Source organism: Pseudoalteromonas sp. APC 3495, assembly GCF_030407645.1.
Taxonomy (GTDB): Bacteria; Pseudomonadota; Gammaproteobacteria; order Enterobacterales; family Alteromonadaceae; genus Pseudoalteromonas; species Pseudoalteromonas tetraodonis.
This window is the reverse complement of sequence record NZ_JASDDA010000047.1, coordinates 1-14,530: the sequence shown is the minus strand read 5'-3', so window position 1 is coordinate 14,530 and position 14,530 is coordinate 1. Positions and strand designations below refer to the sequence as shown.

Genomic DNA, 14,530 nt, shown 5'->3' with positions numbered 1-14,530 from the left:
AAAGCTAGGGACTGTCTGCTTTTCGCTTTAATCATTTAATTAGCTTGCTAATCGCAGTCCTAACAGCACTAACATCACAATGTTTGCAATCACACCAATCAAAAAGAAGTAACTACGCGGGCTGGGGTTTTTCTCGGTGGCAATGGCGTAATACAGTGCCATATGAATTAAACGTGCAGTAACATAAATCCAAATACAGATTGCAAAAACCGAACTGTGGTAATTAATCACAAAGGCAAATAAAACCGTTCCTATAAATAACGCACTGTTTTCTAATGTGTTATGAAAGGTGCGATGCGCTCTAAATATAAAACTCTCATGAGATAGGTCTTTATCAATTTTTCCTGGTACAGCCCCAGGCTGTTTGGCTTTACTAAACGTTGCCACTGCCCACTGAACTAACATCATAATTAAATATAAATAAAATGCTATAAACGCTGAATGTGCTATATCGGTCATTGTTTAATCCTTTGTGTTGTTATTAGAGTAGTAGTTACAGCAACTATCAAGCCAAAGATAAGCCACTGATGTATATAGTAATTACTTTTTAGTAAAATAATTTTTTGTAATAGATTCATTCTTTATATAAAACTTACTCTATCACAGCATCTTGGTATTTTTTTAGAGTCTGAGCGAAACTTAAAACCAGCACTAATTACGTATTTTATAATTTTTATTTGAGTATTTATTCTAAGTGTTGTTTTATAGTGTTACTGATAACGGAACGGTAAAATGAATATGATGAATAAAATAACCAAATGCTTGGTAACCTTAGCGCTATTGAACTGTGTATCAGCGCCCGCTTTTTCAGCTCAATATGAAATCGAAAAAGATGAAAACTTGGCTAAGTTGGCGCAATACAAAGACGTAGCCACCATTAAACGCAATTTCGCAAAACAAATAGCGCTTAATTACAGTGTATTAAACGCTGATCTTAAACAAACGCTAAGCCAATATAAACTGGTTTTGAATGCGGATCAGCTACCGTCTTTAGGTATGCACACACAACAAAATACTCGTTTAGCAAACAACGCGTTACAACAACTGAAAGGTTTACCACAAAACACCGGTAGTTTGTTACAAGTGCGTTTGGCAAGCGATAAAATGCTTAGCGCTTGGCAGCAAGGCGAACGCCCTTTATTTGCATTTGCACCCGCTGGTGACGATACGCAATGGAGCGAGATTGAAGCGTTCGATCAGTATGGTGACATTCATTATCTTAGTGTTGACCAAATGCCGACCCAACCTGTATTTATTGTCGAATTAGATCAACAAAAAGTACAAGATGCGGGTATTGCAGTAATGAGAGGAATTTTATCTGCTAACAAATTCAGTAAAAGCACGGTTAGTCCAAAAAACCAGTTAAGCAATGAACAACCTCTGCAAACCAGTGTATTGAAAAAAATACGCTTAGAAGATGACAAAGAACCATGGATCTCAGGTGGTGCTGAAATTTATGCCATTGTAACGGGTATCGACCCCACCCGAGATGAACCAATATTAGATATCGTTGATTTACCGTATTTAGATCATGACAAAACCGATTACAGCCCTAATCAGGTGCTCATTCATTGGCAGCGTTATCGTTGGCAGGCGGTTGATTTACTCTTAATGGAACAAGATGACAACACCAACTATAAAACTCTAGCAATAAAATTATTAGAAATATCAGAGCAAGTAATGGCGAGCATTCCTGATTTACAAGCGCAAGGTTATGCCATTATTCCTAAGCTGACCAATGAACTACTTAAAGCAATGCCGGATGAGTGGTTTACTAATAATGACGATTATGTTGATGTTTTTTACACGCTGTTTGAAAACAAAGACTATCAAGAATATAAAGGAGCAAGCAGTAATGCGACCATTACGCTGTCTCCTTTAGAAATTAACCCAAGACTAAACTAAGTCATCCCCATTCGCTTAATTATTATTGCGGATGGTATCACTCCCCCATACTTCAATAGCCACCCACTAGCGCTTTAACGTTAACGGGTGGCTTTAGCTTAAACAGTCATTTTTTGAAATTACACGTTATATTTTAATACCCTAACCTTGTGCCACTGATTTACGAAAGCGCATTAATGCAACAATAAAAAACACACTGCCAATAACAGTTAATGCTAAAAAGTAAGGCCAAACTACATCCCACCCTGCTCCTCGGTATAAAATTGCTTGAGCAAATTTTACAAAATGCGTTGTTGGCGCCAATAACATAATATTTTGCACTACCTCAGGCATACTTTCACGCGGCGTAACACCGCCAGAGAGCATTTGTAATGGTAATAAAATTAAGATCATCAATAACCCGAGTTGCGGCATGGTGCGCGCCTGTGTGCCTAACAATATCCCCAGCGATGTGGTCGCAAATAAATGAATAGCAACGCCAAATAAAAATAAGCCTGGCGAGCCATGAATAGGCACTTGTAACAAACCTTCGATCACAATAAATAATGAAAATGCAGTCAGTAATAAAATCACTAAACCATTAGCCCAAATTTTCGCCATCACTATTTCAAAGGGGCTTAACGGCATCACTAATAAATGCTCTAATGTGCCGTGTTCGCGTTCACGGATCACCGCGGCGCCAGTTAAAATAATCGAAATCATTGTGATCACGTTCATCAATTCCATCACGCTACCAAACCATACACTTGTCATGTTTGGATTAAACATAATGTGCGCCGATTGCTTTATTGGCAGTGAATAAACGGTTCGATAACCTTGCACAAACTCATTTACTTCGCCGTTAATAATGGTTTGAATATAGTTATCACCAATAAATGCTTGCGACATACGCGTAGCATCTATATTTACTTGAATCGTAGGTTGCTTAGCTGCAAGTACATCACGCTCAAAATAAGGCGGTATATTAAGCACAAAAGTATAACGGCCATTATCCATAGCTGAGTCAATATCGATTAATGAAATACTGTCTGGTGTTTTAAAGTAAGGCTCATAAAAGGCATTAATAATACGCTTAGATAATTGCGATTGGTCGTGATCAACAACTGCAATCGGCGCATTATTTAACTCTATCGACGTGGCTGAAGCCACTACATAAATCAGCCCAGTAAAAGCAAAAAAAACAAATAGCAGTAAAACCTTATCACGCCATAAACTACGCAACTCTTTAATACCTAAATTAATAATGTTTCCGCGACGTTGCATGGCTATTTGTCCTGCTTTGGAAGTAAAAATACACTGGCCAGAGTCAGCACGGGTATAAAAGCGAATAAAGGCAGTAGCTGGGCTGATAAATCAGAAAAATTAAGCGCTTTATTAAAGACCCCCCGACACGCCTCTAAAAAGTAGGTGGTTGGAAACAGTTTGCCAATAATCGCTCCAAACCCTTCCAAGGAAGAAACAGGGTCAATTAGCCCACAAAAGTTAACGGCAATCATCAACACCACCACCGTAGTGGCTGCCAGTGCTGAAATTTGTGTTTTTGTAAAAGCCGAAATTAACAGCCCCACCCCCGTAGTCGCTGTAACATATAATAATGCAGCCAAACTAAGCGCCCAAAAGCTGCCTTTTAGCGCCACACCAAACACGGTAATAGCAAGTGCGACTAAGCCAAAAAAGCTGATCATACTCACTAAAATGTAAGGCAGCTGTTTGCCAATAATAAATTCCAGCCGATTAACCGGTGTTACATATAAGTTTATGATTGAACCCAACTCTTTTTCGCGCACTACGCCAAGCGCCATCAATATCGCAGGTATAAATACTAATAGTAGTGGAATAACCGCCGGCACCATGGCCTCAATGCTTTTAAAATCTTGGTTATAACGATAGCGAGATTCAATATTAGCTGACACTAAGTTTGGTACTTGTGCATAAGTGCGCAAAGATAAGTTGGTTAAATAGCTGTAATACACGCCGCTCATATAACCATTAATCGTTTCTGCCCTAAACGGCATAGAACCATCAATCCACACTACAATTTCAGGTTTACGGCCGCGTTTAAATTGCTGAGCAAAGTTAGGTGGAATTTCAACGGCCACGCTTAACTCACCACTGCGCATTCGTTTATCAAGTTCTTGCGGGCTTTTAATATCTGCTTTTTGAATAAAGTAACGTGAACCTGCCATATTTTGAATGTAGTTGCGGCTCTCGGGTGATTGGTCTTGATCTAGTACCGCAAAGCTTAAATCTTCAACATCAAATGTAATGCCGTAACCTAAAATAAACAGCAAAATTATCGAGCCCATTAAAGCAAACGTTAGGCGAATAGGATCGCGCCACAACTCTAGCGTTTCGCGATGCGCATAACCAAATAGCCGCAACAAACTAAATGTGGGGTTAATGTTATTTTTACGAGTAGCCGGCGCTGTAGCCAATGCTTTGGGTTTATCCGTTATCGATGCTTGTATCGCCGAGCTTGCTCCGGCTGCATTTACCGCCTCTTCTAAATATTCAATAAAGGCAGCTTCTAGTGTGTCGGTATTACGCGCTTGGCACAGTGCAGCTGGCGTATCGCTGGCAAGTATTTTACCTGCATGCATTAACGAAATTCTATCGCAACGTGCCGCTTCATCCATAAAGTGAGTCGAAATAAAAATAGTCACGCCTTGTTCGCGCGAAAGCTCAATGAGTAGCTGCCAAAAGTCATCCCTTGCAACGGGGTCTACCCCCGATGTGGGCTCATCAAGTATGAGCATTTCAGGGCTATGTACTACCGCAACAGCAAGCGATAAACGCTGGCGAATACCTAGGGGCAAATCGGTAGGAAAATCGTCACTGTATTTTTTAAGGTTAAACCGAGTAATTAAATCTTTAACGCGCGGCTCTATTTTCTCTGCAGGTAAGTGAAATAAACGCGCATACAATACCAAGTTTTGCTTCACTGTAAGCTCGTTATAAAGCGAAAACGCTTGTGACATAAAACCAACGCGTTTGCGGCTTTCTATGTTATTGGCATCGACCTTTTCACCAAACAATTTTGCTTCGCCACTGGTTGCCGGTTGTAACCCCGTAAGCATTTTCATTGTGGTGGTTTTTCCACAGCCATTTGAGCCTAAAAAGCCAAAAATTTCACCTTGTTCAATACTCAAGCTCACCTTGTTAACGGCGGTAAAATCGCCAAATGTTTTACATAATCCATTTGCTTCTATAGCGAACTGAGTTGTGTTTAAGTCTTGTTTACGAGGTGGCACAACTAACCGCTGATGATCATGGCGCTTTTCTTCAGGAAGTAATGCTATAAAGGCTTCATCAAGCGATTCTTTATTAGTTTGCGCTTTCAGGTTTTGTGGGCTGCCCGTACCGATGACTTTTCCATCGTCCATAGCAACTAGCCAATCAAAATCATCGGCTTCTTCCATGTAGGCGGTCGCAACCAGTACGCTCATTTGTGTATTTTCAGCGCGAATACTGTTTATTAATTGCCAAAATTGACGACGCGATAGCGGATCAACTCCGGTAGTTGGCTCATCTAAAATTAATAATTGAGGGTCATGGATCAGTGCGCAGCACAAACCGAGTTTTTGTTTCATCCCACCAGAGAGCTTTTCTGCGGGGCGATCGGCAAATGCCTCTAAGCCTGTACTTTTTAAAAGGTTATTAATTCTTTGTTTTCGCTCGGCTTTATTTTGAGAAAATAGACGACCAAAAAAATCTATATTTTCAAACACAGAAAGTGTTGGATACACATTTTTGCCAAGCCCTTGAGGCATGTAAGCAATGCGTGGCGACACCGTATTACGAAAACCACTGCTGCGCATATTGCCGTTTAATACCTCAACCTCCCCCTCTTGAATCGCCCTTGCCCCCGCTATAAGTGCCAGCAAGCTTGATTTTCCTACGCCATCAGGGCCTATAAACCCGACCATTTTCCCGGCAGGTAATGAAATACTAATGTTGTCCAGCACGCGATTATTAGCATAGCGATGGCTCACCTTAGTAAGCGTAACCACACTTTCACTTGGTGGCTGTTGAATGTTTTTATCGTCGTTATCCATTATTCAGGCACTCGTACCTGTAATGACGTAGGCCAATTTTTTTCAGGCGCTAACAACACATAAGCAAGCCCTGGCACCCCTGTTTTTACTTGTTTGATATGATCTTTTAATAACTGCGAGTCGAGCTTTACCTTAACTCTAAACATCAGTTTATCGCGCTCGTTTCGGGTTTCTACCGATTTAGGGGTAAATTGCGCCTGTGCAGATACAAACGTCACTTTAGCCGGCAATGTATACTCGGCAACAGCATCAATAACAATGCGCGCTTGTGAGCCTATTGTTACCTTGCCCGCTTGCGCTGTTGGTAAATATATACTCATATAAACATCGGTTAAATCCAATAACGATAAAACCTTGCCACCACTGCCAAGCACTTCTCCAGGCTCAGCTAATCGATACAATATACGTCCATTGATTGGTGCTGTGAGCGTGCTGTCGGCTATGTTGCTTTGTAATCGCTCAATACGTGCCTGCGCTGCTTCTATTTCAGCATCCGACTGCACAACTTTTACGTTTGCCGCGGTTAAAGCAGCTTGCGCAATAGCAGAGGTGGTTCGTTGTTGATCTACCACTTCTTTTGAAATATGGCCTTTTTCCAATAATTTTGCAGAGCGGCGCAATTCAGTTTGTGCAAAATTAAGCTCACTTTTATGCTGCTCTACAATCGCTAATGCGTATTTACGAGACTCATTAGCAACACGAAGCCCCGCCTGAGCTTCACGTAACTGTGCATTTAAATCATCAGTATCAATAACCGCTAACGTTTGACCCGCTTTGACCATATCGCCTTCTTGCACCATAACGTCAACTAAGCGGCCCGGTAATTTTGTAGCAATATCGTACTCAGTCGCTTCAATTCGCCCATTTCCATAGGCAACACTGTCAGGGAGTTGTTCAGCAAATGATGTAGGTTGCAAGGTTTGCCAAGCATACCAGCCAGCCCCCCCCACAATGACCAATATAGCGAGCTTACTCAAAGATTTGAACGTTGATTTAATTGTCATGTGCTAAAACTCCATGTATGTATAAAGTAATGTAAGTGAGGGTAGTCAAGGTAAAAATTTTTAGGATACAGCACGCTATTTGTTATATGAAAGCAACCCTGCTTTGTAAGTACAACAAGGGTAGTTGTAATAAGCGATTTAAACGAACTTAAAAATCTAGCGTCACTAATTTACCACTCTCACCGTTAATAAAGATGATGTGGATCAATATAAATTAGAGTTAATGCACTAATTATTAGTGATTTTTTAAAACAGCAGGATAAAAGAAAGGGAAAACATCAAGGCACCTACTGAGCGCCTTAATATTAATTATGTCAGCGGCAGATTAGCTTGCAATTTATAGTAACAAAATTCGCTACGACCTTAATGCTAAGCTAATCAATACCACGCCATGATCGGTGCTTAAATCATCACGCTCAAATTCAGGGTTAATTAAATGACGATCGTAAGTATGGTAATGGCTCACCTCAAAAAAGCTGTCGTCGTAACTTGAGTCAAACTCGCAAGACAACAAAATGTAGTCAAGCACTGAGCTGCTCGCGCCAAAATAATGGGTAGGCTTTCGCTTTAAATCCACTTTATTTTCATTATTTTGATTAGCCAAATTTAATTGCGACCTTGCAAATAACTGCCATGCGTCGTTAAGGCAATATTTTGCAAGGTAAGTGTTACTGTCAAACGTGGGGGCAAAGCGCAGTGTATTTGTTAGTAAATGGCTTAAAACGCCATCGGCTAAGTCGTTGTTAAAATCGCCCATTAAAACCATTGGGTTTTGTGTAGATTCGCGGCGTGCAATGATGTCTATCATCAGCAATGTAGCCTCACTGCCGCGCTGAATAGTTGAGCCCCAACTCCCTGCTATATCGGCTTTTAAAAGCTCGATAATATTTTTTTCGGGTGTGAGGTCTTTGTTTTGCTCATCAAGCTCTATCATTGAGCGCTTAGACTTAAAATGCACCACATAACAATCCGTGTTGCCGATATGCGGTAAAGTTATTGTAGCTCTAAGCACCTTTCGGCTAAATGTAAAATCCTCAGTTAAACCAAGGGTTTTAGCAAGCTCATGGTCGTGCTCAACAGTTGCCACTTCAACGATGGGGTATTTAGCAGCAAGCGCTACTACAGGGCGTTTGTAAATAAAGTCGTCGATTACCTGGGGCTCATCTACCACGCCAAAGTACGTATAACCTTGCTCTTTAACTAATTCTTTAAGCGACTCAATACTAAATACTTCCTGAAAACCAATCACATCAGGCTGATGCTCGGTTAAGTAATTAATAAGCCAACGCTGCTTTTTAGCCCACTGCTCTGCGGTGTATATGCGTTCAAATTCATAATAGGCATTAGGCGGCTCAAGGTAATTAAACAAGTTAAAAGTGGCAATTTTAAGAATCGTATCAGTAATAACCGAATCGTCTGCTGTGGTGTTTAAAGGTGTTTTAGTGTGTGATTCAAGGTTGCTGATAAGGCTGCCCTACTTAAAATATGAAAAACGATTATAGCGGGTTATGGCTATAGTAATCTAATCGGTGAAAATTTTTCAATATCAAATTCATAGTGTTAATTTACACTAACTTATCATTTTTTAAGGCACACGGTCATTATGGATTACTCAAACTTCGGCACTAAATTTACTCAACCTAATGGTATTACTCAGTTAATGGAAGATTTAGGCGATGCTAAAAACAGTAATAATCCAAATATTGTTATGCTCGGTGGTGGTAATCCGGCCTTAGTGCCTGAGGTTAATAATATTTTTATCAATGAGTTACAAAAGCTTGTTGCTAATAATACACTTTCCAACGTATTTGGACTTTACGATGGCCCAACGGGTAATGATGCATTTCGTGCAGCTCTGGCCAAGCAACTAAAAAGTGAATACTCGTGGGATTTAACCGCAAATAATATAGCGCTTGGTAATGGCAGCCAAGCCAATTTTTTTGTGTTATTTAATCTGTTAGCTGGCAGTATGCCTGATGGAAGCCATAAAAAGGTTTTATTTCCGCTGGCACCTGAATATGTAGGCTATGCAGATCAAGGCTTAACTGACGATATGTTTGTAGCAATAAAGCCCGATATCGAAATTTTAAATACTGAAAGTGGCTCAAACCAATTTAAATATATCATTAATTTTAAAGCTGTTGAGCAAGTATTAGCAAGCGACAGCAGCATTAGCGCACTGTGTGTATCGCGCCCGACTAACCCAACAGGCAATGTCATTACTGATGAAGAAGTACAGCATCTCGATTTATTGGCTAAGCAATATAATATCCCACTGATCATTGATAACGCCTACGGCGACCCATTCCCTGGGTGTATTTATACCGACGCAAACTTAACCTGGAACTCAAACATTATTTTATGCATGTCACTTTCAAAGCTTGGTCTACCGGGTTTGCGAACCGGTATTGTAGTGGCTAACAATGACATAATTAAAGCCATTGGCCGTGTAAATGGCAGTATGGTTTTGTCGCCGAACAGTTTTGGCCCAAGTTTAGTAACGCGCCTTATTAATGAAGAAGAACTCCTTCCGCTGTGTAAAAATTCAGTGCTGCCTTTTTATCGAGAAAAAGCACAAACAGCAATGAACTTGTTTGATGAAATATTTGCCCACCTCCCCGTTTACTTACACAAAGTAGAAGGCGCATTTTTTATGTGGCTGTGGTTTAAAGAGGCAAAAATAACCAGCGAACAACTTTACCAAAAGCTTAAAGAGCAGGATGTTTATATTATTCCCGGGCATAATTTTTTTATTGGTATTGATGATGCTTGGGCACACAAACACCAGTGTATTCGCATTAATTATGCAACCGATGCCAGCACTTTGCGAAAAGGCTTAGAGGCCATTAAAGCAGTGATGGCATGAATTGGGTGATATTTAGGGTATTCAAACCCTCTGTTTGAATACAATGCGTGCAAAGCGTTTATAGTGCCTATAGTTATTGGCATAAACCTGTGAACAATTTAAGGTTATTCAGTCATCCTCTAAGCCGTTAAATAAGCCCTAAACTGAGGTAAGCGGTTATTACTGTTATTTATTGATTGTATTAATTTTGTGCAAACGCGCCACACCCCCTTTAAATTTATATATAAGTTGGTATGCTACGCGACCTTTTTTAACATATGATTATCATCAAAAAAGGGTTTGCCAAGGGGCGGCTATCGCTGCAAGGCACTTAATATAAGTGGCAGCAATAATACAGGCATCGCGTTATAAAACGTTAGATGTAACTTTAAATAGCAATATACAAAAGTACTATTAAGGTCAATTATGCGATTAGGACCAGGACTACTCGTCACCGCTGCCTTCATTGGACCAGGGACTATTACGACTGCCAGCGTGGCAGGTGCAAACTTTGGTTTTGCACTAATATGGACATTACTGTTTTCAGTCATTGCCACCATATTATTACAATCTATGGCGGCGCGCCTTGGCGTAGCCACCGGGCAAGATTTAGCGCAAGCGCTAAGAGCTCACATTGAAACGCCCCTATTTAAATCTCTCGCTATATTTTTAGTGATCAGCGCCATTGGAGTAGGTAGTGCCGCCTACGAGGCTGGCAACCTTAGCGGTGCCAGCATGGGATTAATTGAAATATTTCCTCATGTTAATGCCCAGCTTTGGACGCCACTCATTGCATTTTTAAGTGCGGTGTTACTTTACAGCGGTAAACACAAAGTCGTTGAAAACGCGCTTATTTTATTAGTGATTTTAATGAGCCTAGTGTTTATCTCAACGTTAGTTATGGCTGCTCCCTCGCTGAGTGATGTGTTAGCAGGGTTTATTCCTAGTATGCCTGAGGGTTCAATTACCACCGTATTGGCATTAGTGGGCACCACCATAGTGCCGTATAACTTATTTTTACACTCAGGTGTTTTAGCTGCAAGACACGACAGCAAAAGTGATAAGCAAAAAGTTATTAAGCAAACTAATGTAGATACGGGTGTGTCTATCACCTTAGGTGGCGTGATCACGCTGGCAATTTTATCAACCGCGTCAGTGGCATTTTATGGCACAGATGCAGGGCAAATTAGCGCTGCCAACATGGCGGTACAACTTGAGCCATTACTTGGCGATGCTGCCCATTACTTTTTTGCTATTGGCTTATTTGCAGCAGGTTTAACCAGCGCAATAACAGCTCCCCTTGCCGGTGCATATGCAGTATGTGGCATGTTAGGTTGGTCAAATAAAATGGATAACACCCGCTTTAAAAGTGTCGCCATTGTTATTTTATTATTTGGTGCCGCCGTGGCGTCTCTGGGTTTAGACCCTGTTGCCGTGATAATTTTTGCTCAAGCAGCTAATGGACTATTACTGCCTATTGTCACCACCTACCTAGTGTGGCTGGTTAACCAAAAAACAGTAATGGGCAAATACACCAACTCAATGTTGGTAAACTTACTTACTTTACCGGTGTTAGTGCTTATTTTTGGCTTAAGTGGTTACAAGCTGTTTAGTTTGATTTTTTGATATCACGACGCAATTTATACACACAAAAGCCGCTATATTAATAGCGGCTTTTTACATTGCAGACCAATACTGACTTAAAAGCCGTGATGCGCTGCCTTGTGCTTATTTTCCTTAATGAGTTTTGCAAATACATACCCCCCTACTGCACCTGCACATAATTGCGCATAAAAACCCCAACCTCTTGCACCTGCAATAATAGTAATATTCATAATTGACTCAATCGCAATTAACGCCGTTGCAAACGCCACCACACCAGCAATAACAAATAGTTGTGTACCTTGCTTGTTCATTTTTTTAGCAATAAACCAAGTAACCAAAAACGCGATAGCAAGTGCAACAGCAATAATAGCGCCATAGGTCGGTAGCAAGCCAAGCCAATCTTCAAGGATTAAGTTAACACGGTCATTAAAGCCCACTACAACACCTACATTAACTAATTGATTGACAACGTATTGACTATGAAACAAGCTAGCAAGAGTGAATGTAAGTAACCAAGAAACTAAAAATGACGGGAGTATACGTGTTAAAAACTGCATGGTTATCTCAACTTAAAATAAAACTTTTTCCTTACACTAGCAAAGGCTTGCAGGGTAAACAATCTCTATATTGTATTACGCTACTGTCACTTTTAGCGTTTTCTTGTCACGCCAGTGCCGAGTTACCAACACAGCAATACACAGCTAGTACTTTAGCAACAGGGCTCAATTCACCGTGGAGTATGGTTAAACTCCCAAACAATACCTGGTTAATCACCGAGCGTGATGGCCATGTTGTTATCATTAAAAACAACCAACAAACCCGAGTTAAAATAAACTTCGAGGGCTTATACGTTGCAGGGCAAGGTGGTTTACTTGATGTAGTGCTTTCGCCAAATTACAGTGAATCAAAAGAAATTATATTCACTTACGCCCAAGGTGAGCTTGATGCAAACAGGCTAGTAATAGCCAAAGCCACGTTTGATGGTGCGCAATTTTCAACGCCAAAAATTATTTATAAAGTCGCCACCGATAAGGGCACACCGCAGCATTATTCTGGCCGCGCGCTTGTATTGCCAGATAGTACCTTATTATTTTCAAGTGGTGATGGTTTTGACTACCGCGAGCAAGCACAGGTTATTACCAGTCAACTTGGCAAAACATTACGCATAAACTTAAACGGCACAATACCAAACGATAACCCGTTTCTTAGTCACATAAACGCTAACGCGCATGCCATTTATTCACTCGGGCACCGTAACTTGCAAGGCTTGGTTTATGATTACGATACACAGCAAATTATTAGCCACGAACATGGCCCCGCAGGCGGTGACGAGCTCAACTATTTAACAGCTGGCACCAATTACGGCTGGCCAGTAATCACCAACGGAGATGACTACTCGCAAGCACGTATTTCCCCCTTTAGAGATTACCCTGGAATGGCTAAACCAGCCGTAGATTGGACGCCCTCAATCGCCCCATCAGGCATGGCATATTATGGCTCTAACCATACAGCCTTCCCTTCACTGCAACGTCACGTGCTTATTACTACATTGGTCGATAAAAAGCTCTACAGTATTAATTTAGCGAATGGTGAATACACCCAGACTCATATTTTTCCAGAAGCCACAGGCAGGCTCAGAGATGTGTTTGTCACTGCTGAAGGTAATGTGGCGATATTAACGGATGGAAAAGAGGCAAAGCTGATGTTGTTTAAAGCAAATTAATTTACAAAGAGGATAAGAGACGCTGCGCTTTTAGAGGTAAGTAGCGGCTTGAATTAAGCCGCTTTAATAGCTTTAAGAACTCTGTTGGGTGGCGCCTTTGGCTTAACCAACCTACCTTTTAACGTAGATCGGATAAGTGGCGAAGCCACGTCATCCGACAAAAATGATAAATTTACTTGAGACAACCCGACTTATCACGCTGTGTATAATATGCAAAGAGCGGCTTAAATAAGTCGCTTTAATTACTCATAATCAGCTAACGGCTCTCTAATTGTCAGTGTATTAGTGCCAAAATCTAACACAGCTTGGTATTTTCTAAAAAATGGAGAACCTAATAATCCATGGATAATATTATCACCACCTGCTACCTGAACATGGTCTAGGTTTAGTGATACAAACTCTGTACTTTCAAACAACTGCCCTGCCAATTCAAATTTTAATACTTCAATAAGGCCCATTTCGTGGTCGGCTGTACCTAAACCTGCGGCATTTTCTTCACTTAGTTTCTCTTGTATTCCAAGCTTTTTAATACATGCCCTATCCAAAACAGATGCACCCGCCGCTGTATCTAAAATTAAATTTACTTTATGTCCATTTATTTTAGCTTGTATAATTTGATGACCAGTTTCTGTTACTTCAAATTTCAAACTTGTGGTTTTGACTAATTCCATGAATGTTCCTTATTCTATATTTAGGTTAATTAATAGACACCACATTACAAACACTTATGAAAACAACCCACCTTATAAATAAGTAAACAAATGGCTTTTCACCAACACCTATATCGTAATTAAAATATGCTAAAAATAACTCCCCCCAAACGCACAAAACTTATGTTGGCAAAGCTACATTAATTCACAAATAGGATAACAGGCGCTGCACTTTTAGAGGAAAGTAGCGGCTTAAATTTAGCCGCTGTTAAGAGTTTAAGTTCTGCTATCTGAAAGCAAGATTTACCTCTTTGGTTTCTAAACGTGTAACAAATTAATTAATAAAGGCCACTAACTCGTAGCCTTTACATGTAGAGTTTTCAACATAAAAGATAGGGCTGTTATACTAGAAATAGCCTTGAAGAGAAATAACTAACGGAGACTTATACTTATACTTTACAACCTGATTGCAAATAAAGAAGTTAAGGTTATTTTCTTTATAGTGACCTTTTATTTCTTTTAGAACCTTATTGACGATCTTTTTAAACTTACCCCTGTATATCTGTTTTACTGTAGCTGTAGCTAATTCAGTAGTAAGCGTTGTCATTGCTTTGTTACAAAAAGTATTAGCCTTAAGAGCTTGCATATAAACTTTTAAAGTTTCAATCGAAGGCTTGTTTTCTTTAAAAGCACTACTTTCAGGATACATTTTTTGTAATATAAATTGTAGGTTTTCTTGGTCT

Annotated in this window: 12 protein-coding genes; 4 read left to right on the top strand and 8 right to left on the bottom strand. The window is 40.2% G+C overall.

The features are described 5' to 3' along the window. Positions 1-39 precede the first annotated feature (39 nt). Complete coding sequence (locus QL984_RS15405) at positions 40-459, bottom strand: MAPEG family protein (protein WP_016899903.1); 420 nt, start codon at positions 457-459, stop codon at positions 40-42. 279 nt (positions 460-738) lie between these two features. Here QL984_RS15405 and QL984_RS15400 point away from each other — a divergent pair, with 279 nt between their 5' ends. Next, complete coding sequence (locus QL984_RS15400) at positions 739-1,905, top strand: DUF3103 family protein (protein ID WP_290172924.1); 1,167 nt, start codon at positions 739-741, stop codon at positions 1,903-1,905. A gap of 141 nt (positions 1,906-2,046) precedes the next feature. Here the strand turns inward: QL984_RS15400 and QL984_RS15395 are convergent, their stop codons facing one another. The 4 genes from QL984_RS15395 to QL984_RS15380 all read right to left on the bottom strand — a co-directional run bounded on the left by QL984_RS15395 (position 2,047) and on the right by QL984_RS15380 (position 8,333). Next, on the bottom strand, positions 2,047-3,168 hold the full coding sequence (locus QL984_RS15395) for an ABC transporter permease (RefSeq protein ID WP_290172923.1): 1,122 nt from the start codon (positions 3,166-3,168) through the stop codon (positions 2,047-2,049). A 2-nt stretch (positions 3,169-3,170) separates the two neighbouring features. Beyond that, positions 3,171-5,960: a ribosome-associated ATPase/putative transporter RbbA gene (rbbA, locus tag QL984_RS15390; protein WP_290172922.1), complete on the bottom strand. Its 2,790-nt coding sequence runs from the start codon at positions 5,958-5,960 to the stop codon at positions 3,171-3,173. After that, on the bottom strand, positions 5,960-6,964 hold the full coding sequence (locus QL984_RS15385) for an HlyD family efflux transporter periplasmic adaptor subunit (protein ID WP_290172921.1): 1,005 nt from the start codon (positions 6,962-6,964) through the stop codon (positions 5,960-5,962). The genes rbbA and QL984_RS15385 overlap by 1 nt, the downstream gene beginning before the upstream one ends. Positions 6,965-7,319: 355 nt before the next feature. After that, positions 7,320-8,333, bottom strand: coding sequence for an endonuclease/exonuclease/phosphatase family protein (locus tag QL984_RS15380; RefSeq protein WP_356737197.1), 1,014 nt, complete (start codon positions 8,331-8,333; stop codon positions 7,320-7,322). Between the two features lie 234 nt (positions 8,334-8,567). Between QL984_RS15380 and QL984_RS15375 the strand changes: the two genes are divergently transcribed. After that, complete coding sequence (locus tag QL984_RS15375) at positions 8,568-9,830, top strand: valine--pyruvate transaminase (RefSeq protein ID WP_290172920.1); 1,263 nt, start codon at positions 8,568-8,570, stop codon at positions 9,828-9,830. A gap of 405 nt (positions 9,831-10,235) precedes the next feature. Continuing rightward, positions 10,236-11,435, top strand: a complete 1,200-nt coding sequence (locus tag QL984_RS15370; RefSeq protein ID WP_013464769.1) for an Nramp family divalent metal transporter — start codon at positions 10,236-10,238, stop codon at positions 11,433-11,435. A 74-nt stretch (positions 11,436-11,509) separates the two neighbouring features. Here the strand turns inward: QL984_RS15370 and QL984_RS15365 are convergent, their stop codons facing one another. Continuing rightward, positions 11,510-11,971 carry a hypothetical protein gene (locus QL984_RS15365; RefSeq protein WP_076920944.1) on the bottom strand — a complete coding sequence of 154 codons (462 nt, stop codon included), beginning with the start codon at positions 11,969-11,971 and terminating at the stop codon, positions 11,510-11,512. Here QL984_RS15365 and QL984_RS15360 point away from each other — a divergent pair. After that, a complete protein-coding gene (locus QL984_RS15360; protein ID WP_290172919.1) occupies positions 11,956-13,137 on the top strand; it encodes a PQQ-dependent sugar dehydrogenase in 1,182 nt (393 codons plus the stop codon). The genes QL984_RS15365 and QL984_RS15360 overlap by 16 nt on opposite strands. Before the next feature lie 242 nt (positions 13,138-13,379). Here the strand turns inward: QL984_RS15360 and QL984_RS15355 are convergent, their stop codons facing one another. Both QL984_RS15355 and QL984_RS15350 read right to left on the bottom strand, forming a co-directional pair. Continuing rightward, entirely contained in the window at positions 13,380-13,808 is a 429-nt protein-coding gene (locus tag QL984_RS15355) for a retropepsin-like aspartic protease (RefSeq protein ID WP_138686552.1), read from the bottom strand. Between the two features lie 385 nt (positions 13,809-14,193). Further along, positions 14,194-14,530 (bottom strand): hypothetical protein (locus QL984_RS15350; protein WP_290172918.1); only part of this gene is annotated, 337 nt, incomplete at its 5' end.

What these genes read in the sequence shown, in the direction of transcription:
- QL984_RS15405 (WP_016899903.1), bottom strand. Translation starts at nt 459, where the DNA reads ATGACCGATATAGCACATTCAGCGTTTATAGCATTTTATTTATATTTA.
- QL984_RS15400 (WP_290172924.1), top strand. Translation starts at nt 739, where the DNA reads ATGATGAATAAAATAACCAAATGCTTGGTAACCTTAGCGCTATTGAAC.
- QL984_RS15395 (WP_290172923.1), bottom strand. Translation starts at nt 3,168, where the DNA reads ATGCAACGTCGCGGAAACATTATTAATTTAGGTATTAAAGAGTTGCGT.
- rbbA (WP_290172922.1), bottom strand. Translation starts at nt 5,960, where the DNA reads ATGGATAACGACGATAAAAACATTCAACAGCCACCAAGTGAAAGTGTG.
- QL984_RS15385 (WP_290172921.1), bottom strand. Translation starts at nt 6,964, where the DNA reads ATGACAATTAAATCAACGTTCAAATCTTTGAGTAAGCTCGCTATATTG.
- QL984_RS15375 (WP_290172920.1), top strand. Translation starts at nt 8,568, where the DNA reads ATGGATTACTCAAACTTCGGCACTAAATTTACTCAACCTAATGGTATT.
- QL984_RS15370 (WP_013464769.1), top strand. Translation starts at nt 10,236, where the DNA reads ATGCGATTAGGACCAGGACTACTCGTCACCGCTGCCTTCATTGGACCA.
- QL984_RS15365 (WP_076920944.1), bottom strand. Translation starts at nt 11,971, where the DNA reads ATGCAGTTTTTAACACGTATACTCCCGTCATTTTTAGTTTCTTGGTTA.
- QL984_RS15355 (WP_138686552.1), bottom strand. Translation starts at nt 13,808, where the DNA reads ATGGAATTAGTCAAAACCACAAGTTTGAAATTTGAAGTAACAGAAACT.